The 22368-nt window shown below is 38.5% G+C and carries 14 protein-coding genes and 2 pseudogenes; 8 read left to right on the top strand and 8 right to left on the bottom strand.

Annotated elements, in window-relative coordinates; translation table 11 throughout:
- Positions 1 to 38 precede the first annotated feature (38 nt).
- Positions 39 to 1082, top strand: a complete 1044-nt coding sequence (locus LVY74_RS01470) for an NAD(P)H-dependent flavin oxidoreductase (RefSeq protein ID WP_151709151.1) — start codon at positions 39 to 41, stop codon at positions 1080 to 1082.
- Here LVY74_RS01470 and dusB read toward each other — a convergent pair.
- A complete protein-coding gene (dusB, locus tag LVY74_RS01475) occupies positions 1079 to 2125 on the bottom strand; it encodes a tRNA dihydrouridine synthase DusB (RefSeq protein WP_269090915.1) in 1047 nt (348 codons plus the stop codon). The genes LVY74_RS01470 and dusB overlap by 4 nt on opposite strands.
- 134 nt (positions 2126 to 2259) lie before the next feature.
- Here dusB and LVY74_RS01480 point away from each other — a divergent pair, with 134 nt between their 5' ends.
- The 3 genes from LVY74_RS01480 (at position 2260) to LVY74_RS01490 (ending at position 5344) form a co-directional block, all read left to right on the top strand.
- Positions 2260 to 3879 carry a tyrosine-type recombinase/integrase gene (locus LVY74_RS01480; RefSeq protein WP_237813517.1) on the top strand — a complete coding sequence of 540 codons (1620 nt, stop codon included), beginning with the start codon at positions 2260 to 2262 and terminating at the stop codon, positions 3877 to 3879.
- Between the two features lie 20 nt (positions 3880 to 3899).
- Complete coding sequence (locus tag LVY74_RS01485; protein ID WP_111894296.1) at positions 3900 to 4118, top strand: hypothetical protein; 219 nt, start codon at positions 3900 to 3902, stop codon at positions 4116 to 4118.
- Between the two features lie 533 nt (positions 4119 to 4651).
- Entirely contained in the window at positions 4652 to 5344 is a 693-nt protein-coding gene (locus LVY74_RS01490) for an SPOR domain-containing protein (protein WP_237813518.1), read from the top strand.
- Between the two features lie 109 nt (positions 5345 to 5453).
- On the opposite strand, the gene LVY74_RS01495 is transcribed toward LVY74_RS01490, so the two are convergent.
- A complete protein-coding gene (locus tag LVY74_RS01495) occupies positions 5454 to 6374 on the bottom strand; it encodes a pyridoxal-phosphate dependent enzyme (RefSeq protein WP_237813519.1) in 921 nt (306 codons plus the stop codon).
- Positions 6375 to 6577: 203 nt separating this feature from the next.
- On the opposite strand from LVY74_RS01495, the gene LVY74_RS01500 reads away from it, so the two are divergent.
- Positions 6578 to 7024, top strand: coding sequence for a bacteriohemerythrin (locus tag LVY74_RS01500; RefSeq protein WP_237813520.1), 447 nt, complete (start codon positions 6578 to 6580; stop codon positions 7022 to 7024).
- 205 nt (positions 7025 to 7229) lie between these two features.
- Positions 7230 to 8078, top strand: coding sequence for a methylated-DNA--[protein]-cysteine S-methyltransferase (locus tag LVY74_RS01505; RefSeq protein ID WP_237813521.1), 849 nt, complete (start codon positions 7230 to 7232; stop codon positions 8076 to 8078).
- A gap of 135 nt (positions 8079 to 8213) precedes the next feature.
- Here the strand turns inward: LVY74_RS01505 and LVY74_RS17830 are convergent.
- A pseudogene (locus LVY74_RS17830) lies at positions 8214 to 8350 on the bottom strand (tyrosine-type recombinase/integrase); the annotation flags it as partial.
- 444 nt (positions 8351 to 8794) lie between these two features.
- Here LVY74_RS17830 and LVY74_RS01510 point away from each other — a divergent pair.
- Positions 8795 to 9469 (top strand): annotated as a pseudogene (locus LVY74_RS01510) (DinB/UmuC family translesion DNA polymerase); the annotation flags it as partial.
- 2 nt (positions 9470 to 9471) lie between these two features.
- Here LVY74_RS01510 and LVY74_RS01515 read toward each other — a convergent pair.
- The gene (locus tag LVY74_RS01515) at positions 9472 to 10107 is read right to left on the bottom strand and encodes a VRR-NUC domain-containing protein (RefSeq protein WP_111894286.1); all 636 of its coding nucleotides are present in this window, start codon (positions 10105 to 10107) and stop codon (positions 9472 to 9474) included.
- Between the two features lie 162 nt (positions 10108 to 10269).
- On the opposite strand from LVY74_RS01515, the gene LVY74_RS01520 reads away from it, so the two are divergent.
- A complete protein-coding gene (locus LVY74_RS01520; RefSeq protein WP_237813522.1) occupies positions 10270 to 10860 on the top strand; it encodes a hypothetical protein in 591 nt (196 codons plus the stop codon).
- Between the two features lie 8 nt (positions 10861 to 10868).
- Here LVY74_RS01520 and LVY74_RS01525 read toward each other — a convergent pair whose 3' ends face one another.
- From LVY74_RS01525 to LVY74_RS01540, 4 genes are all read right to left on the bottom strand, one after another.
- Positions 10869 to 11456 (bottom strand): hypothetical protein, encoded by a 588-nt coding sequence (locus tag LVY74_RS01525; protein ID WP_237813523.1) that lies wholly within the window; start codon positions 11454 to 11456, stop codon positions 10869 to 10871.
- Positions 11453 to 11974, bottom strand: coding sequence for a glycoside hydrolase family protein (locus tag LVY74_RS01530; protein WP_237813524.1), 522 nt, complete (start codon positions 11972 to 11974; stop codon positions 11453 to 11455). Before LVY74_RS01530 ends, LVY74_RS01525 begins: the two co-directional genes overlap by 4 nt.
- Positions 11958 to 12239, bottom strand: a complete 282-nt coding sequence (locus tag LVY74_RS01535; protein WP_151710822.1) for a holin — start codon at positions 12237 to 12239, stop codon at positions 11958 to 11960. The genes LVY74_RS01530 and LVY74_RS01535 overlap by 17 nt, the downstream gene beginning before the upstream one ends.
- A 96-nt stretch (positions 12240 to 12335) precedes the next feature.
- Complete coding sequence (locus LVY74_RS01540; protein WP_237813525.1) at positions 12336 to 22166, bottom strand: PLxRFG domain-containing protein; 9831 nt, start codon at positions 22164 to 22166, stop codon at positions 12336 to 12338.
- Positions 22167 to 22368: the final 202 nt, after the last annotated feature.

Raw genomic sequence — 22368 nt, forward strand, 5'->3', positions numbered from 1 at the left:
TGCTCCCATTTTCATTGTCATATCAAAGTTAATATCTTATGTCTACATTAAATCAGCTCTCATTACAGTACCCAATTTTTCTTGCACCAATGGCAGGTGTATCGACCCCACAACTTGCCGCCGAGGTTTCCAATGCAGGCGGTTTAGGTTCATTAGGTCTAGGTGCAAGCTCAATTGAGAGTTGCCGTGAGCAGATTTTAAAGACGCAGGCATTAACCGATCAGGCATTTCAGGTCAATTTCTTTTGTCATCGTAGTGAAGTGCTTGATCCTGATGTTGCACAGCAATGGATTCAGCATTTACAGCCGTATTTTGCTCAGTTCGGGCACCATGCTCCCGAACAGCTCAACTGTATTTACCCAAGTTTTCTAGATTCTGATGATTATCTTCATCTGATTTTAGAATTACGTCCTGCGGCTGTAAGTTTTCATTTTGGTATTCCACATCCACATCAAATCCAAGCTTTGAAAGAAGCTGGAATTATCACGATGGTGACAGCAACCAATTTAAATGAAGCACAAGCCATCGAACAGGCTGGAATTGATCTAATCATTGCTCAAGGCATTGAAGCAGGTGGACATCGTGGCATTTTCCACCCCCAACGCGATGCAGCATTGAGTACCGCAGAGCTAGTTCAACTTTTACATCAATACTGTAACCTTCCGATTGTTGCGGCTGGTGGCATAATGAATGGTCAGCATGCCCAACATTTACTCGATCTTGGGGCATCGGCCGTCCAACTGGGAACAGCATTTATTCAGTGCTCATCTTCCAATGCCAATACCATGTATCGCGAAGCATTATTTGATGAACCTGTAACACAAATTAGCGCAGCAATTTCGGGTCGTCCTGCACGCGGTATTGTAAATGACTGGCATAAATGGATTGAACAACTTGATCGTCCAGAAATTCCTGTTTACCCTTATAGCTATGATATTGCTAAGCAACTACATCAGCTTGCAGCACAACAACAGCATCAAGGCTTTGCTGCATTTTGGGCAGGAAGTCAAGTTGCTGAAATTCGTCAACTTGAAGCTGCCGAACTCATCTATACCTTGGCAAAAGAAATGCGTTTGGCTTAATGTGTCTCAAGTAAACTGATGGATTCAACTTGCACATCGTCCATATTTTCCCCTTGACCAAGCAATAAATCGAAGTAAGCTTCCACCACTTTCGCTTGTTCAAGGGTCGATTCAACCTTGTACATATTTTGACGAAACTCATTACTTGAATGTAAACCCTTGGTATACCAAGCAATATGTTTACGTGCTATACGACATCCTGAATATTCGCCATAGAACTCATACAGCTCGTTCAAATGTCCAAGCAAAACGGTTTTGACTTCTTCAATACTCGGTGCAGACAAATGTTGTCCTGTTTTTAAATAATGGGCAATTTCACGAAAAATCCACGGTCGACCCTGAGCAGCACGACCAATCATAATCGCATCTGCACCTGTGTAATCGAGTACATATTTAGCTTTTTCAGGACTGTCGATATCACCATTGGCTATCACGGGAATATCAATATGACTTTTCACTTGTTTAATCAGTTCATAACGTGCCGTATTTAAATACATGTCTTCACGGGTACGCCCATGTAGTGCTAACGCTGCAATGCCTGCCTGCTCAGCACGTTTCGCCACCCGCATAATATTTTCATAACCATTCAAATAACCGAGACGTGTTTTTAAAGTCACAGGCACATCGACAGCAGCAACCACAGTATCTAAAATTCGAGCGACCAAATCTTCATCTTGAAGGAGTGCTGAACCTGCCAGTTTGTTGCAGACTTTTTTAGCTGGGCAACCCATATTTATATCGACAATTTGAGCGCCATTCTCAACCTGATAACGTGCAGCCTCTGCCAATTGTTCTGGGTCTGAGCCTGCAATTTGGGCTGAGATTGGGGCAATTTCGCCATCAAAATTGGCGCGATATAAGCTTTTTTTGCTCATGCGAAGTGTTTTGTCAGCAGTCATCATTTCACTGACCGCATGCCCTGCACCAAAGTATTTACATAGTGTTCTGAATGGCCGATCCGTTACACCTGCCATCGGCGCGACCCAAATTTGGTTACGCTTTGTTTTATCGAACAATTCTTCAATAACTTTGTTTTTACTCAATTTTCCAATTCCTATATTCTCAATCATTTTCCAACATTCTGAATCATTCTTTACTATTCATTGCTAAAATAATGCTACAATTTTCTTAATTGTAGCATTATTAAAAAATGTAGCATTCGAATAGGTAAATAAATATGGGAACAATTACAAAACGTCAGAAAATTGATGGGAGGTTTACTTACACAGCACAAATACGCATCAAACGACCAGATAAAACCACATTCAACAAAACAAGAACTTTTGCCAAAGAATCATTAGCCAAAGAATGGATTAAACGAGTTGAAGCAGAAATACTTGTTAATCCCGCTATTTTAAATCCAGAAACTCAAACTGTGTCAAAAACTTTAGATCAGTTTATCGAGAAGTATATCGAAGAAATTGGGAATGAATTTGCCGGGACGAAGAAAGCTGCTTTAAAAAATATTTGTAACTATGATATTTCTCAAAAAGATGTCTATACCCTTTCTCGCCAAGACTTCTCAAATTTTGCTATTGAGCGGCGTAAAGGCAATCCTATGGAAATGATTGATGGTGTTAGTCCATCAACCGCTCTGAAAGACATTTCGCATATCTCGAGTGTTCTAGGCCATGCTGAGCTTGTTTGGGGAGAAGATGTTGCAAACGCCAAAAATGAACTATCTCAAGCAATTATTGGGTTAAAAAAAGCCCGTATCGTTACCAAGTCCAAAGAGCGTGATCGTCTGATTACAACAGAGGAACTTTTCACACTCACAAACCACTTTTATAAAGGCTGGAAGCGCGTCCGTAATGCTATTCCAATGCATTTGGTAATGTGGCTTGCGATCTATACTGGTCGCCGCGAAGGTGAACTGTGTGAAATGCGGCTTGAGGATTTTGATCGTAAAAACAATCAATGGAAGATCCGTGATGTTAAAAATCCTGATGGCTCAAAAGGCAATCATAAATTTGCACATCTGGAGCCTAATGCCCTATTGATCATTGATGAATTACTTGAACCTTCGACACGTAAACGAATGCTAGAGCTTGGTTATAGTGACGAGCTTTTACTGCCTGTTAATGTTCAAACTGTTTCTGACTATTTCCGTAGAGCATGCAGATTGAATAACATCATGGATCTAAGATTCCATGATTTACGGCATGAAGCAGCAACTCGCTATGCCGAAGATGGTTTTACCATTCCCCAACTTCAAACAATCACCCTTCATTCATCTTGGGGTAGCCTTAAACGCTACGTTAATTTAAAGAAACGTGGCAAGCGTATTGAGTACCAAGATGCTATTCAATTTGCAAAAGAACAATTTGGTGAGAATTACTCAAAATTTGCGCTTAAACAGCGTTATATTTCTGCTGCAGATATTGCCGATGCTGAAGAAGCATATTCAGTAATTGAATCACCGAATAACCTCAATACTGACTATCCTTTTGTTAAGGAACTATTAGAAAAGTTCATCAAATCATTTAGACCAACAAAAAGTGTCATTGATTCATATAAGGAGAAATCGAATATTCAAAATATTTTCTCTTGGAATGAGCTGCAGCAAAACTTCGTTGTTCCTTATATTCAGAATGTCTGGGAAAATTGGCTATCAGAAAACTCAGATATTCCATGGGATCTACTCCCTAATGATTCCACACATTTTGGGATCAAAGGATTAGATCTCTTAAGACTAGATGGCAATCGAGTTTACAAATGGGAAAAAGACATTTCTACATGGATCGACATAACTCGTTATTATAGTTATGACCAAACAAACCTTATCCAACGATCTTAACAATTTGCATAGGACAAAAAATGATACCTAAACACCTATCTGATGAAGGATTAACTCAGAAATTGATCCCTGAACGCTTTATCCCTGAAAAGCCAGAAGAGCTAAAAGACAAGAATGTTGTGTACATTTTTGATAGCTCAGACTCTTTCAACTTAACATACGATGAATTGGTTGAAATTGTTAGTAAAGCCCGTGAAGCTGGACCAAGAATGATTCCAGTTTTAGGTACGGTGAAATAGTGAAATACAGCTAACTCACCTCAATTTCAGGAGCACACTAGGGCGTGTCCTCATTTCATTTTATGAGGCAAATTAGCTCTTATTTTATTCAATAAACAATCATATTGTTTGTTAAATATTCAAATATAAGCATAAACATACTCATTTTTGAGCTATTTCCTCAAATGAGGACACACCCTAAAGTAAAAATAAAGAAATTATTACTCACTATCAATTTTCTACTTAAAAGTATCAAGGGGTGTTGTCATTTGGATTTAGATCTAACCAAGATGCAAAAAATTTAAACGATATCTCAATACATCTTAAGTAAATTTCAACTATTTTTGTATTTTTAAAGAGTCGTTTTGACATCATTAATATGATATTTAATGAAAATCAAAAACTTAAAAACATAATTAAAGATCAATTTCTATTTTAAAAATATAAATATATAACAATAACTTAATTCACTTTGTTTCAATATATTTTTAATTATTTCTAAAAGCATAACTTTTTGTTTATAATGACACAAAATGTGAACTAGATAACACTTTATGAAAAAAACGATCATTTCCTCAATCTTAATTCTTTGTTCTGCAAGTAGTTTTTCAGCAACAAAATCAGAGAAAGAAAGTATGTATTGCTATTCTGTACCTCAGAAACAAGGCATCTATATGTGTAAAACTTGGGATGAACTCTCTACAGAAAACACGGATGATGCAGCAAAACTGACAGAATCGAATAAAAACACCCCAAAAACAACCTCGACTGGGATTAACGACTCAAAAAATACTCTTGTCGCCAAAGTTGACAAACCTAAAGACAATACCGTTAAGCCTGACTTAAAAATTAAAGCCGCAATCGTGGCTCAAAAACAGGAAAATGCTGTAGCTCATCCTGAGAAAGCTAAAGTCGGAACTCCATCGGATACTCAGGCGAAAAAAGATCTCAAGCCAGTAGTAAAACCTGCAGATAGTGTAAAAAATAAGCTCACTGATAGCACTGAAAAAAACTGGATGATTCAAGTCGCTTTGGCTGCCAACCAAGAAAAGGCTGATCATATTGTAGATAAGTTAAAGAACAAAGGTTATGCAACAAAAACCAGTGTCACAACAAAAGGCGTTCGTGTTTTAGTTGGTCCAAATGATTATCAAGCTGCAAACGAATTAAAAAGCAAATTGCAAAATGATAACAGTCTAGATGCCCAAGCGGCTTGGCTGCTGAATTGGTCAAAATCAAAACAGTAAGCATAACCTGATGATAATAATAATATGATGCTCAGAAAATACTGATTCTGAGCATCTCAACAATAGTTCTATACAGCAGATTTCCTCGTAAAAATAAGTGAATCTAATTTTAGTTTTTAATCTGTAAATCTGAAAGATACTGGGACAACTGTGCTTGAGTAGTTGTTGCTCCACCACAAACAATTACCAATACATCATCTGTTTCAGCCACACTAATTTTTTGATCATATAAAATCGATAAGGTTGCCCCACAAGCGGGTTCAACTAAAGTACGATGATCATCTAAAAATTTCTGACAAGCCAAAACAGCTTCCCGATCAGAAACAGTCAAGCCTTTTACTTGATAACGCTGGGAAATTTGAAATGCATTTTCGCATACTTGCTTGGCTGCAAGTGTCGTAGCGATACCTGTAACCTGATCTAAAACAATATTTTTCCGCATTTTAATCGAAGTATTTAAAGATGCTGTCCCTTCCGTTTCAATTGCATAAATCGGAATATCAAGTTGATGTTTCAATAGACCTTGCTGTATGCCAGAAATAAGGCTACCACCGCCCACCGATAAAACAACTGCACTTGGTCGAACGCCATCAGCCAGCACCTCATCAATGATTGTAGCAACACCATCCCATAAATATTGATCATCAAACGGATGAATATAAATTGCTTGCGAGGTGACATAGGATAATGCCAATGCATTGGCATCAACCCAAGATGCACCATGCACAATTACTTCAGCATTTTCTTTACGCATCAACTCAATTGCTCTTTGTGATGTTGTTTCAGGAACAACAACGACAACAGGGATATTCAATTGTTTGCCCAAATAAGCAACTGAAATTCCTGCATTTCCACCAGATGAACTAATAAATTTTTTGGCGCCCTGTTTGGCGTACTCTTGACAGGCTTGCCCAATACTGCGCTGTTTAAAGGAGCCTGCGGGTTGCGAAGATTCCATTTTTAACCAGACATTACAGTGATTGAGCTGACTTAAGATACTTGATCGAATTAAGGGCGTTTTTATAGACATGTATTTTAAAAAATCTTGAGTAAAATCTGAAGATTGATACTACCTAATTCAATATTAAGTTTCAAAAAATTATTTTTACTATAGATTTCATGTAACAGACGCTATAGTATATTAATTCCATATTTTTTTTATGGAATTATTTGTTCTCAAGATAACATAAAAAAAACAACCAATTCATGATCAGAATTTTAAAGAGACTCAAGATGGAATGGAATGAAAGTTATAATATTGGAATCGATGTGATTGATCATCAACATCGACAAATTTTAGATTATATTAATGTTTTAGAAGAGATCCGAGTCAATGGTCAGCACGATAAAATCAAAGATGTACTTGATGATTTAATCGACTATACTCAATCTCATTTCAGCTTTGAAGAAAATTTACTGCAACAAGTCTGTTATCAGTACTTACCTTCACACAAAGGCATACACGAATTATTTGTAAAACGATTAGATGACTATCGGCAGCGCTTCAACAATGGAGAGTCGATTGAAAATGATTTGTACCGTTTGTTATCCAAATGGTTAATTAATCATATCCAGCATGATGATCAGGATTATGTAAATTCAGTGCGTGATAATATGTTGCAATATCTACACGCCCAAGAAAAGAAAAAAGGAAAAGGTTGGTTTGCACGGTTTTTTTAGCTGATTTTTCCTGTGATGGCGATCAATCAATTTATATGATTCGTGCTTAATACCATTCAGAGTCACAGCAAATTGTCATATCATGCCCTGCTTTACAATTGACTTACAATTTGCTGTGCTCCTTCTATAAGCGCAAGAATTGGATTTTACTGATAGACCTGATTTGCTAATCTAAAATGAAATCCAATATATCCTGTGTGCAATTATGTCAGCATCTCTAAATTATTCTCGCATTGCAAAAGCAATTGAATATATTCAGCATAATTTTCAACAACAACCCAATTTGGCGGAAATCGCTGCACATGTCCACCTTAGCCCAGCACATTTTCAGCGCTTATTCACTGAATGGGTAGGAATTAGTCCTAAAAAATTCCTGCAATACACCACCATACAACATGCAAAATCCATTCTAAAGCACCCACCTAAGATCACTTTGTTAGATACGACATTCGATGCAGGATTATCTAGCTCAAGTCGCTTACATGATTTATTTATACAAATAGAAGGAATGACTCCCGCTGAATATCGACATGGTGGACAAGCCTTGCAAATTAATTACAGCTTTGCAGAAACGCTTTTTGGCAAAGTACTGATAGCATCAACACTAAAAGGAATTTGTTATTTGGCATTTATAGATAATGAAGAAACTGCACTAATCTCATTGATAGAACAATTTCCCAAAGCCCAGCTAACCGAATACAGTGATGCATTACAACAGCAGGCTTTACAGATTTTTCAGTTCAACCGTGATAATTTATCAAAAATAAAATTACATCTTAAAGCGACTGCTTTTCAGCTTAAGGTTTGGGAAAGTTTGCTTAAAATCCCGATGGGACAGCTCAGTGCCTATGGGGCAGTTGCCAAAGACATTGGTCAAAAAAATGCTGCTCGTGCAGTAGGAACTGCTATAGGTCATAATCCTGTGGCATTTTTGATTCCCTGCCATCGAGTGATTCAAGCCTCTGGAAATTTTGGTGGATATATGTGGGGAACAACCCGAAAAACAGCGATAATTGCGTGGGAAAGTGCCAAAGTCGAACAACTGAGTGATTAAATATCAAATGCAGCTAAGGCAAAACCTTCACAAAGATGAAAATCAGAAAAATTTTCTTAAAAACTTATTTTAATAGCTCTTCATTAAGTTTTAGTAGCCAAGGATCTTTCTTTACCCAATCTAGAAGATCTAATTTCTTACATCTTTCAGACTCATTAATCGATATATACTCACATCAATCCGTTTTGCATTCCCATTGAAGCCATAGCAATACTGAAAAACAATTTTGCCTTTTGGAGAAATTCTGACAGAAAAAAGTCCCTATTAGCAATAACCGCTACTTTTTCTGGTAATTTTCCGTTATTAGACTTTAATCAAGAATCACTAAGTACCATAGTAGTCTTGAAATATTGAAGTGATATACAATTCTAATCCATCAATATATCTGCTTAAATATGTACACAAAAATATTTGGTACATGAATTTCTTAGTTGAACTTTGAAATATTTTGAGAGCCAAGTTTTAAGCAAATACTCTTATTATTCAAAAACTAAAGAAGTTTTTTTATGGAGAGAAATTGAACTTTGAAAAGTTTTAAGGAACCTTAAATGAACAAAACTATCGTCATGTTCGATATGTGCTGTTGATTTTATAAGGTACTGAATTTAATATAAAAATATATAAAATATCAGTATATTTAATTTTTATGTACACTTTTATGTACACTATTTCAAACATCTAATAAAATAGTCAAAGAGCATACTCACATTCAGCTTTTGCATACTGTTCTTGATCTTGCTCGTACAAACCCAGCAGAAATAAAAAAGCAATTCTCAATTGTCGTGGCAAGAACTGTTACGGAGCTGCAAGGTATTTCTTGCATTGAAGTTGAACACACACCACCAAGTAAGAAACAGATTGTGGCCAGTCGCTCTTTTGGATCTCGAGTCACAGAGCTCAACGACTTAAAAGAAGCGATTAGCATGTATGCACAAGATGCCTGCTCTAGATTACGTGCAGGTGAGTTGCTTTGTGGATGTATCGTGGCTTTTGTACAGTCTAATCCCTTTGATCCTAATGTGCCTTTTTATAACAAAGCGATTTCTTATGCTTTTTCTGAACCTACAGACTGTGTCATTGATCTTGTTAAAGCCGCAACTGCGATACTAGATCATATCTACAAAGAAGGCATCAAGTACAAGAAGTGTGGGGTGATGCTAACTGGATTAGAACCTAAAGGTGGCCATACCTTTGATCTTCTCACTGATATGGCCAAGATTGATAGAAATGAAAAGTTAATGTGTGCTTTTGAAAATGTACATGAACGGTTTGGGGAAAAGAAATTAGGTATAGGTGCTTGCTATATACCGAACCGCCCTTGGTCCATGAGTAGAGATAAATTGAGTAGAAATCCATTCACTTGGGATGGATTGATTAGCATTAACTCTTAACTTCAAATTTTTATAAGCTTACAAACAGAAAAGTTATAAGGTAAAATTTTACTAAAAGTTGGTATTGTTATTAGCTGACTACTATGCAACTTATCAGTTGTTTTTACTTCTATAAACCTAACTTCATTATCTTTTACGATTATTAAATCGGGCCAACCATTTCTATATGTATATGGATCCTCAGAAAATTTTCTTGCGACCCTTATAAAAATTTCTAAATCAATAGCATCATACAATGCTTCACAACATTGAAATGATAAATTTGGGTGTTGTGATTTTATAAAAGGCTGCTTAAAAATTTCTCGTAAATTTGATAAATATTTTCCTCTATTAATGCTACGAATCGAATTTATGATCACAGACTCTAGTCCTTTATGAATTGTAAATTGAGCTTCAAGATATCTGCTACAAGCATCATTCCTATCATTAAATGGATTTAGTTGAGTTAATTTATCTAACATCAATGCTTTTAAAACTGTTAGGATTGTATAGCCTTCAATGAATGAGCCAATATAACCCTGTTTTTCATAATATTTTAATAATGCTAATTCCGGTTTAGCATCATAAGCTATTTTAATCTCTTCAAAATCAATCCCAGACTCTATACATTGATCTTTTAATGATAATCTTTTTTTCATATTAATTTCCTATGTACAATAGATTGATATTTTTTATTTTAAGTAAATAACTCAAAGTTAAATTTCATGTATATAATATATCTTAATAAAATTAGTTAATATATGGAATTTTGGAAAAATGAAAATTAGTAAAAAAATAAATTTTATTGGACACAATTATTAATGCAAATATTTGATTTTATTAGTAGAAATAACTCAGCTATAGAAGCTATAGTTGCTATTTTAAATTTAGTTTTGATTGGATTTCTAACATTTAGAGGTTATTTACTCCAAAATAAAGCTCAAACAATGGAGCTTTACTTTAGAATCCAACAAGAATCTTTTTTGTGTATGAATGTTTTCTCCGATTTAGTCATATTTTTTGAAAATATAGAGACTAGCTGCTCTTACTATCTAAGAGACTTACATACTAGAGGGTCAAATGACCCATTCCATGAGGAAAATGTAAAAGTAAATTTATCAAATATTATGATAATCTCTAGAGAGATTTTAATATTAAAAAATAATTTTCAGTCATTTAATGACCGATTAGTCTTAGAAAAAATACCAAATCATATTTTGCAAGATCAAATAATCAAGGTGGTTCATCTTAAAAGTTTATTATTAAATAATAGTCCTAAGAATTCATATGAATCTAATACGAATGGGGCCAAGTCAATTTGGTTGGATGATGAAGTTAATATAGATAATGCATTTAAAGCAACAATCAACTCATTAAAAAGCATCGAAAGCATTATTTCTAATATTATTTAAATAAGCCCTCACTTAGAGGGCTTCACCCCACTTGCGACTACATTTAATTGTTCCTCTAATTTTTCTGCATCAATTTCGTGCCCATCAGCTGCTTTTGCGATTTCTCCACCTCTAGTTGCCAAGTTTTCGAGTACGAGATTGCAGGTTTTGGTGTACTCCGCGATGTCTTCACTGTTGGCGTTGGACAAACGTTGGTTTGCAATACTGATTTGCTCTGACAGCCCGCGATTAGCCAGATCAAGATCATGAGCGGCAACAACCGCATTTTGTATTTTTTGACTCGCATTTTGTTCTACCTGTAAAAGTTGCTCAGCCCATTTCTGTTGCTGTGTGGCAACCGTAGTCTTGGCTGTTTCAATTGCTGTTTTTTGGTCTGCTTTGTATTTATCAAAATCAGCTTGAACCTGATTCACTTTCTCATCACAAACAGCACCAGCTTTATTCAAATCATTAGCCAAACTATTGCTCTGCCACGTCTGGAATACGCCATAAAGCACAAGAACGATAATCAAAGACCAACGCTTATTTGACATGATCCAGATAAAAACCTTGCCTAGAAAATTCCAAATCGCTTTTATGATTAGAACTGCTGTCATGCATTTGCTCCCAAACACTTCTGCATACGTGCATGCTGACGATTCCATACACCTGCACAACCACGGTTTACACGACAATCCACTTTCTTGCCGCCTACACGTGAAAAACGCCATGCCTCCAGTGATTTACAAGCTTGAACGTATTTACCTTGCTTTAAATTGCTCAGCATCTTGGATGATGACCAGGCACCCGTCCCAAACTGATAAGTGAAGTCCATATAAACATCATATTCATCCTGTGAAAGCTTCACGCCTGACAGTGATTTGTTAAAGACTTTCGCATCTTTGGCCATGTGTACTTTTAGGTATTCAAGCCCTTGTTTTTGGGTAATAGGTTGGTCTGTAATCTTGATTTTTGAGCCATCAGGCTTAACTGTTGAGCCAAAACCCTGTGTCACGACTCGGCCCGTGTCATAGTACGGCTTTGAACGCCACCCCTCGTATCCAGATGTCCATAAAACTCCGCCTGAACTGACCATTGATGTAAGCAATACGGCGATTTTAGTCTTGTTCGACATCACGCCCTCCTTTCTCTATTTTTTTCATTTCAAGTGCATGTATCTCTTGGGCGCGTTGGTCTGCTTTGTACTTGTAATACCAAGTCACAACAGAGCCAAAAACACTTACCAAAAGGCCGCTAATTGCAGCAAAAATACTGATTAATAAACCAATATCTAAGCCACCTAGCCACGTAAACACCCCTGTTGCACCACCTGCTACTGCAGTCTTTGCCGCCATTGCTGTCATGCTTGCTGCGGTATCAATTGCTTGCTGATCTGCCACGGTTTCCCCCGATTTTGGCAATAAAAAAAACTCCACGTTTGAACGTAGAGTTTTTAGAAATTGAGGAAATTAAGCGAGGCTTACAGGGGTTGGGTCTTAATTGTCAAAAGCAAAGCGACCTTCATCAAGGATCTCATGATGCTTCCTAGGAATGTAAACACCACTTTCAGCATTATCGATGCGGCGCATACGGTTACGATAGCTTTGCATCGCATTTGGCTTGGTGATACGGCGCGATGGGTTCTTGGCATTGAACTGCTCAATTTCACTCCAAACTTCCGACAATGCTTCTTCATCATCATTCATTTTGGCACGTGAGAATTGTGCAAGTAGCTGAGAACGTCTCGCTTGTAAGCGTGTATTCATTTGATAAATAGCGGATTTCCCCTCAGTCGCTGTACGGACATCAGATGGCGAGAAGCCAAGTGCTTGACCAATCACACCCATGGTACTAACTTCATCCAAAATGCTAATACCTGTCTTATCTTGAGCACCTTCCATTTGATAGCGCATTGACTTTAATGGAGATTTTAAAGCAACTGGCAACATATCTTCCAAACCGCGCCCAAAGTTACCATCGCTAATATTGTTTAATCCTTTTAAAAAGTTTGTGCCAATCCCTGCCACTGGTCCAAGTGCCCCAGCCATTGCGGATTCAGCCCAACGCTGTCCCTCTAAACCCTCCTGAACATCAGGTAAGATCAGACTATTCAAGCCAACACGCCCAGAAATATCCCACGGCGTAGCACGTGATACCCCTTTCGCAATCATATTTGATGCCGTATCACCAAAGAGATCCGCCAGCATGTTACGCAATGCCACCTCAGCATCCCATGGCTCATCATCACTACCACCAATCATGGATGCCCCAGCTAATAACATACCGACTAATGGCAAGCCAAGTACGCCAGATGCTAAGGCATGAGTCGTCAATAGACCTGCTAATGTTTTACGTGCCTGTGCTCGATCTTCTGGCTTTTCTGCCTTAATTGCTTGATATGCTTGGCGTGTCAGCAAATAAACCATGTTTTGGCCAAACTGTTTGAATAGGAAAATAACTTTGGCCACATTGCCTTGCATGAGTCGTGGACGGTTACCTGCACTATAGTCAAAATGACTTTGGTAGGTTACATCTGCTGCCTGATCAAATGCTTCGGTATGGCTTGCTCCACTTTCTTTAGCTAAACGATAACCTGCCATAAAGGTAGCAGATCGGTTAAAGCGTTCCGCGTGGTGAAACAAGAAGCTTGCCCAGCGCATAATCGGGCGTAGTTTCCACATCACACCGCTATCCTCACCTTGAGCAATACCAGCCAAGTCATGTGCCTGAGTGACATCAATCACCCCTCGGCTTACCGCTTCATTGTATGCTTGTAATTCTTCACCAGTAAGAATCTTAGATAGATCATTCTTGGCTTTGACTGCCTGTTCAGATGCCTTTATTAATGCCTGGCTAGATTTCTGATACCCCCACTTTGCGCCCATTACAGGTAAAGTCACTAACGGTGTTTGCAGTAAGTTTACAACTGCTGATGCTGGCGATAGACCAAGGTAATATAGGAATCCGACACTGGTAAGCGTACTCGAGAGTGGATTTGATTTTGGATTCATCAAATTTTCATGTCGCTTTTTCATTTCACCGATGACCCGTTGAGCAGTTGGATGATGATATTCAGCATCTTCCTTGGTCTTGTTATCCGCATACTTTTGCATTTCTAAGAGTTGGTCATCAAGCAAATCTGAATAGCGTAATTTCGCAAGGTATCCAGCACCATGAAGCATGTTCTGAGCAAATGCACGGCGAGCATCTTGGCTAAAGCCAGCAGTCCCTTTGCGGTGAATCCCATGCTTTGCCCAAGATAAGTCAGGCAAAGAAGCTAAATAAAGCTGTCCTAACGTATCTTCTAACTGCGCTTTCTGGCTTGGTGAGATACCTAAATTGTCCAGCTCATTATAGAGATTTGACATAAAGCCACGACCAACCATGTCACTCTTGGCATTGTAATCCTTATCTAAGATGACTTTATCAACCTTACTATCAGGGTATTTCCTGATAAGTTCAGAACGTAATGCGTATGCTTCCGCCTCTGTTTCCGCACGACTCACACTTTCAACTTGATCATTATTGGCATTACGCACAATCACCACATATTTACCAAAACGCGCCAATGGGAAATAGACACCTTTTAATTTGTGGAAAAAGTCTGCATCCATTTGCTGCAATAATTCAGCTTTACGCTCATTACTCATGCTGGCACGTAAGATCCGTTCCCGGATCGCATCACGGATATTTTGATGCTGCTTAGAGTAAGCGTTACGTGCATCGGTATAGACCTTCTGAGCTTCAGGTGACAAGCTTTCAAAACGCTGTCTTAAGGCAACATATTTCAGGTAGTTATCACCGTGCTGGTGAGGTTTAGCTGGGTCAATCTGTGCCAAGGTTGAATCATGCATCAATTCAGCTAATGCATGCTCATCACTCAATTCACCCCATTTACGGGCTAAGGTGTCAGCTTCGGCACCAGCATCGTTTTTATCAGCGTCCATTTGAGCGACTAAATCGCTGTATTTAGTCAACTGCGGTAAAATCTTATGATAGATTTCTGTCAATTGACGGCGACCTAATGCCTGTAATCCGATCTTTGACCAGTCTTTTAGGGTATGCCCCATGCGCCGCTGAATGGATTGTACAGACGCATTTTTAATACTTTCACTGAGTTTATTCAGAGATTCATTAATATCAAAATTACGACTGTATAAAGGATTATCTTGATACTTGACTAAATCTTCATTTGTTTTAATATTAGAACTTGAAAGGTCAGCATCTGATTGTAATTCCTGTGGCAATTGAAGCCCGTTGGTTTTTAGAAATAGCTGGCCTTTTTCTTTATGCCAATATAACAAATCACTATTCAGCGCACGTTGTAGCTGCAACTTAGATCGTCCATAAACACTTACAACATTCACAATTTCAATATCTGAATTGGATTTTTTGACATGTAAAGCTGCAACGACAGGTTTTTCTTTACCAGTTATTGAATCTGTTTCATGCAATTCAGTTAAAACTACATAACCATCACGTGAGGCTGTATCACCAGATTTAAAAATAGCAATTGGATGATTAATTTGCCGAGGCAACTGACGTAATGTTTCAGGTGTTAAATTATGCAAATTACTGTGATTTCCCTGCTCAATACCTAAATGCTCACCCATCACTTTTTCAATGGTTCGGCCATGAATAGTGATCGATGCTCCTGGCATTCCAATCATTTTTAAAACATCAGGTGTTTTACCCAACTTGATAAATTGCTGCGGTGTATGTCCAGCAAGAATACGGTCAATTGCTTTTTGAAATGGCGAGTGTTTGCTTTCATTCAGTGAATACAGAGTGTCGCTGTTCTTCTCAAAGAAATTGACAACATCATCAGGGCTGAGTACACTTTGACCAGAAGCCTTACGGTCTACTACTCCCCGCAATTGGAGCGGGGGAAGCGTCAGATCAGTGAGGCTTTTCTTTTGATTGAAATAAATTACATTCCCTTTCCCATTTTGATTTTTAATCCAAGTCTCAAAATTATTTTTACTATATGCACTGGCAATCTCATTAAAATGATACTTACCTTTTCGCTTATCAAGATGAATTGCGGAAATGAATGGGTTTCCATCTGTATCCTGTAGATTTGTTACGATAACCAATCCACCTGCTGTATCTGATTCCAACACCATTACAGGATTGGTAATTTCACCAAATAGTTGTTTAGCTTGTTCTCTTGTTAATTGATGTGCATAGTCCTGTTTACCATCAACACGCCCCATAATTTTTCTTAAAGTTTGTTTATCCAGTTCTAAAGGTAAATTCTGAATATTCAAACCTTCACGGACAGCATTTAAAGCAAGTAATACTGGTGGCATTTTCATCTTTACAGGCTCTGGATAGCTTTTTATAGACTCAGCCAATCGATCAATTTCTTTAGCCACACGTTGCTGTTCAGCCTCGGAAATTGTAAAAGCATCTGTAAAGACTGACTTATCTTTCTCACTAAAACTGATAGCTTGTTGGTCGGTATGGTTAGCAGATTTGTTAATCATACGCTCAGCCAGTGCCACCATATCATCTTGATTCAAGTTGATATTCATACCAAGACGATCAAAGAGCCAAGCTTTTACATTTGAGATTAAATTGCTGATAAATGATTTCAATGCACCTTTCTGAATCGCATTTCTAATCTGCATGTGACTGGCAAGCGATAGCAAGTAAGGTAGATATTCGAGCTTTTGGGTTGCTGGATCTGACTCACGCTCAGCCAGTCGCTTAGCCTCGGTAAAAACAGGATGGCCACGGCGAACCATCTCATCAAACTGCTTCATCAAGTTTGAATATTGTTCCTGGTTCATCATGTTCTGGAAACCGCCATGACCGCCAAGCTCATGCAGAAATGTCGGGATGATGCTATCTTCGGTCAATGCATCTGCAATTAGAGTGACCTTGCCATTCTGATAAAAACCTTCAATCCCTTGCTGATCATAGGTTTCAAGAATATTTAGCTTACTATCTTGTTCCAATTTTGAAATAATGGCTTCGCCAAATCGTGAAGAAAGCTTATCTCGAATTTGTTCTACCGAAGTGGTAGTACGTGTTTCTGATTGACCACGGCTGAATAATTCATCACCATTATTCTTAGAAATGTCTCGATCTTTATATTTTCCAAAATACTTTTGGTCAACAACCGCTTTACGTGCTTCAGCCAAAAACATCATTAAATCAGCATCGTTATAGCGAGATAATAGTTTTTCAAAGCCGTGATTACGCAACCACTGGCGAAGATAACCCACAACTTCTTTTAATTTCTGTCGAATCAGTGGTTTTTTTTCAGCATTCTGTGCAATGAATGCAAATAACTCCCCTACCAGTGCTTGCTGCACATCTGATTGAGTATAAATGCCATCTTTAGCTGCTTGAGTATACGGTTGGATATATGCACCCTCAAACTGCTGCATATCCACATTATTTTCCTTAGCAATTTTGCGGATACCCTCTAAACCACCAAGTGCATTATAGAGCTGCTGTAACTTGGTCTTATATTCTTGACCAAAGATCTGCTGAACACCCAAATGCCCAATGATTTCATGTGCTAATAATTCCTCATAAGCATCAAATGTAGTAAGCTGCTTGTCACTATCTCCATATACCTGATCGGCAACCACATAGAGTGTGCCATTATGCCAAACACCACTTACATCATAATTTTTGGTATCACCATTTTCATCTTGGTAAGTTGCATCTTGTTGTATTTTCGTTGGAAGTCCATCAAAGCTAGAAATGACTTGAATATTAAAGCCCCCTTTAATTCCAGCAGTTCCAACAGTAATTCGCCCATTCAGAGACGTATCTTGTGTAGCGGACAATTTGAGATGATTAAGAATCGCAAGAACACGCTGAATAGCGGTAGTAGCAGAGAGAGTTCCAAAAATCGTATCCAGTGATGAAACGCCTTTGCGCTCTTGATCAGGTTTTAATCTCTCACGACTAAATTTTTCAATGACTGACGTTCTTTGCTCTACTTCACCCGACTTTCTTGCTTTGATATAAGTTTCTAAATCAACACGATTTTTTAAGAAACGATCTAAAGCACCTGATGAAACAGCTTTTCGAGTACTTCGTTTACCATTAATAACTTCATTTTCACTTTGTTTATGGGCTTTTTGGATTTGTTTATTTAAAAGTTTAAGTGAATTTTCCAAATCTGCTATAGATGCCTTACCGTAAACACCGCTATGTAAATCACTTATGGTTTTTTGACGAATCTTTTCTGCATGAATTTGCTCAATACTTTCTTTTATTGTTTTTGGCTGATTCGACGAACTTTCATTTGATTGGCCAGTTCTTTGTCCTTCTCCTGTTGTGCCGTTCTTTCCAGCATTTGAGTCATTAGCTCTCTGGCTTCTGAAGAGGTTTTGTTGCTGCTTATTTTTTTCTTGGTTGGAGAGTTTTTCATTTACACCTCGAATTAGTTCTTGCCCTGTAAGTTCAGGTTCACCAAATATATTTTCACCAGCTTTAGTTTCTGTAGCTAAACCAACAAAATACTTTAATGCACTCGCAACAGAATCTCGGCCACTTGGACGGTTGTAGTTTTCACCACGGAAAAATAGACGGATAAAATCCTGTGTCACTGGATCAATCTCGCCCTCAAAAATATCACCCTGCTCGATCACTTCTGAAATATGTGTACCAGTCGCACGTGCATGGCGAACTAGCTGTACAGCTTCAACTAAGTTCGGTGTAACATCGACACGGCGCGAAATCGTGCCATTTTCAGATTGTTCACGCATCAATGCCCAATCCCCTGAGACATCGAGCAAAGCATTACCAATCGCTTTAATATCGCTATCGGTATTTTCTAAAATTTCATGCAGTAAGCTTTCATCGCTGTAGGCTTTATACAACAAAGCACCTTGAATTCGACGTACTCCATTTTGTGATAATGAGCCATCATCCAGGATCATATTGCCAGCTTCAGTATGGCCAATCACTTGAGACATGAACTGGCGAACAAAACCTAAATTCTTTGAAAGCGTTAAATCCCCTCCACGATATTGACTCAAAATTGCATCATTCAGTTTTGTTGCATCGCTTTGTGCCTGTTCTGTGGCGCTCAAATTCAATGTATTGGACGTATTTGCTTCTTTGGTAAAGTCCATACGATCTTGCATCGACATCGGTGTCATACGCTCACGAACCAATACAGGATGCTTCATGCCTGTAATGTCATGACCTTCGGATTTCAACCAGTTACGATAATGCTCCGCCTTGCCTTGAGCATACGCTTGGGCAATTGCCAATGTACGACCGTTACCGCTTTCAACAATATTGTCGCTCGATACAATTGGCGCACCATGAGATGCGCTTGGACTTTTCCCTAACAGGTTGGGTTTTAAATCATTGGCAATTGAATTGATCTGATGCAGTGATGCTAGGCGTGTGCGGTCGCGTGGCTGCAACTCTTGAGGGTAAGCCTCGTTGACCGTGCCTGTTGATGTATTAGATGCAATCAGATCCGATGCTTCAACAACTTTTGGGCGTACCTGTAAATCTCGCCCTGCGGCTGTTGTGACTGTTTCGGTCTTATCATCAAACTCTGCTGAAGGTTTTGTGGTATCACCCTCTTTAAGCCACTGTTTAAAACCATTCATGGTCATTGCACGAATGTGGCCAACCTTCCAACCTTTATCGAAATTCGCCTGATATGCCTTGGTTGCCGTGTCCTGATCATTAAAACCAAGCATGACTTTATGCTCATCAAACTTTCCAGTTTTCTGGTCAACCTGGTCTACGACATAAACATGCTGTGATTCAAGATCAGGGCCAATATAGCTATCGACATGATCGCCATCTGCCCCCATGGTCTTTTTAATATAGCCATAGTGGTCAGTCATGGTGTGCCGCCATTCTGTACCGTCTGGACGTTGCCCTGTACGATCAGATCCACGTGGGTTCTCAATCGAAATGTCTAGGCCATGAAATTGGACATGTCCTTTCTTGTAATTTCCAGCCTCCTTTTGTGCCTGTGTCGGCTCAGGCAAATTGTTCTCAGGACTGGTTGCTGCCGTATGTGCTGAAACTTCTAAATCCTTGGCAGCGGATGCAGCTAGATTTGCTTTCAATTCATTAATTTGCTTACGCAGCTTGGTTTTTTGAACAACATTTTTTTCATTAGAAAGCTGATTTTCTAATGCTGTTATTTGATCTTGAGGATCATGTACTTCCTGACCAGCAGCTTGATCAGTAGATTGGTGAGCATTATCCAAAGCTGTTGGGCTTTCACTTGCTGCTTGAGTTTCTGTCTTGCCATTTTGTAGATTGTCTTGCGCGGTTTTTGAGGCATTACTGTTTGTTCCTTCTAAGAAATTATTAAAATCAATCAGTGAACTTGGATATTCACGCTGTTCAATACGGCCTGTTTTTGCGCTGGTGAGTTTTACAATTGCCTTATCACCTGAAGCATTCGGTTCAACCTGAACATTGCTAAATGAAGGGGAGTTTTTGTAGTAGAGAAGATCTGTTGCAGGTCCTTTGCCTGTTAAGGATGATTTAGATTCTTCTAAGGTAGATTTATCACCCTGGTATTGCTGAACAGCCTGTTTCGCAACATCTTGAGCATAGCCAACCGAGCCAACGGCCTGATTGCTGGTGAATGTCGGTTTTACTGAGATTGGAGTAGCAGATTCATTTTGTTGAGGACGTGATTTGCTTGCATTGTCAGCTTGCGTATTTCCTTGCTGTAATGCTGCATTTTCAAAGCCTGTCCCAAAGGATTGTCCATTATTCTGTTCCATTAATTGACGATAATCGCTTGGCACTGCATCACTAAGCGGTGCAACGGTTTGACCTTGTGTTTGCTGCTCTTGTACAAGACTTGTTTGTAATACTGACGAGGCACCTGAATCTAACGCTAAAGCTGCTGCTGATGACATTGGGCCATTATTGGGATCAATACCCATTTGCTCAGACAACTTTTTTTGATTAATTAGAGGTTGTTGAACATCACTAAATGGACTTAGAGTGGGGTAATCAATAAGTGGATTTGGGGTGCTGTGACCATATAAATCATTAAATTCCACTTGTGATTGCAGATCTTTGGTTCTTTTAGAATCAAAATCAATCGAATTATCATAAATTTGGGGGGTGGTAGTATCTAATGACCAATTTGCATGTGCTGGTGTTTGGCTGTAATCAATTCCATTATTTATGTTTTTTTGAAATTCATTTAGATCAGTTTGACTAAGATCAGTTTGTGGTTGCGTGTAATCAACTCCATTTTCATAGCTGAGCGTATCAGGCGGCAGCTTGCCTTTATCGATTACTGGTGCAGGAGGAATACCTGTAAGATCATAAAGTTTACTTTCATCAATAATTGGAGATGAATTATCAAATTGCTCTAAAAATGGAGATTGGATATTACCTGACTGTTCATTAGAAGGTAAGTTTGGTTGCTGTGTTTCTACAGCTGCCTCAGTATTTCCATGACCTGAACGGCGTAATGCTCCACCAGCTCCAGCTAGACCACCACCTAATGCACCCAATGCAGCAGAATCGACATAATCTGTAACTGCTTCTTTACTACCTAAATCTTGTTGTGCACCCCAACGCTCAATTCCTGTCTGAATCCCTTCGGTTGCACCTTCTTTTAACATTCCCATCGGAATAGTTTTTGCAGCACGTTTTAAAATATTGGATGAATTAGAGCCTCCATGTAATACACCCTTTAACATGCTCATATCGGTTAGAGTATCAACACCTGCTGCAGCTAATCCGGCACCTGCAACACGAGCTAAATCACCACCATCAAGTGTACGACCATCTTTCTCAGCTTGCTCTAATGCTTCTGGATAAATTGAACCTGCTTCTTGTACAAAATTACTTGCACCTAAAGCAGTCCCTGCACCATATTTCACACCTTTATTAATTGCTTGTTTTGCTGCTTCCTGTGCTGCAAGACTACCAGCTTCATGCTCTACAGCATTTGCCAATCCTTTTTGTACAATTTTCTTACCAACAAACCCACCAATACCGCCAGTTGCCAGTGCTTGCAGAGCTTGCCCACCAACATAACCCGTACCATAACCAGCCCAATCACCTAGACTAGCATCACCATTTAATACTTTTGTAAATGAGTCACTATCTTTTGAAATATCTTGAATTTTTTGGGACTGATTCTTATAAATATTCATCCCATAGCTTTTGACTGCGTCACTTCCGATTGCATCGCCAGCCAAGCCAATTACACCACCAATCGTTTGTGGCACTTGGCGCATAGCTGTTTCAAAACCACGGCTAAGATTGCCTTGTTCTTCTGATTTTTCATTTTTTTCTTGTGGAATATCAAATTTTAATTTTCCACTTAAAATATCATCAATCTGACCCATGACACACTCCTATCTAGTATGTCATCTATGATTCTTATTTTTGTCTTTTAGGTCATGCCTTAGAGGGGTGGGACTACTAAGCACATCTCAGCGATTAGTTGAATGCCAATAATCTCAAGATGATATAAAATATTAAAAATTAAGTTATTACTTTTTTAAGTCATAGCGTAAATATTTTGAATAAATTCATTTTAAAAAATTA

The organism is Acinetobacter sp. ME22, assembly GCF_022012315.1.
Classification (GTDB): domain Bacteria; phylum Pseudomonadota; class Gammaproteobacteria; order Pseudomonadales; family Moraxellaceae; genus Acinetobacter; species Acinetobacter brisouii_A.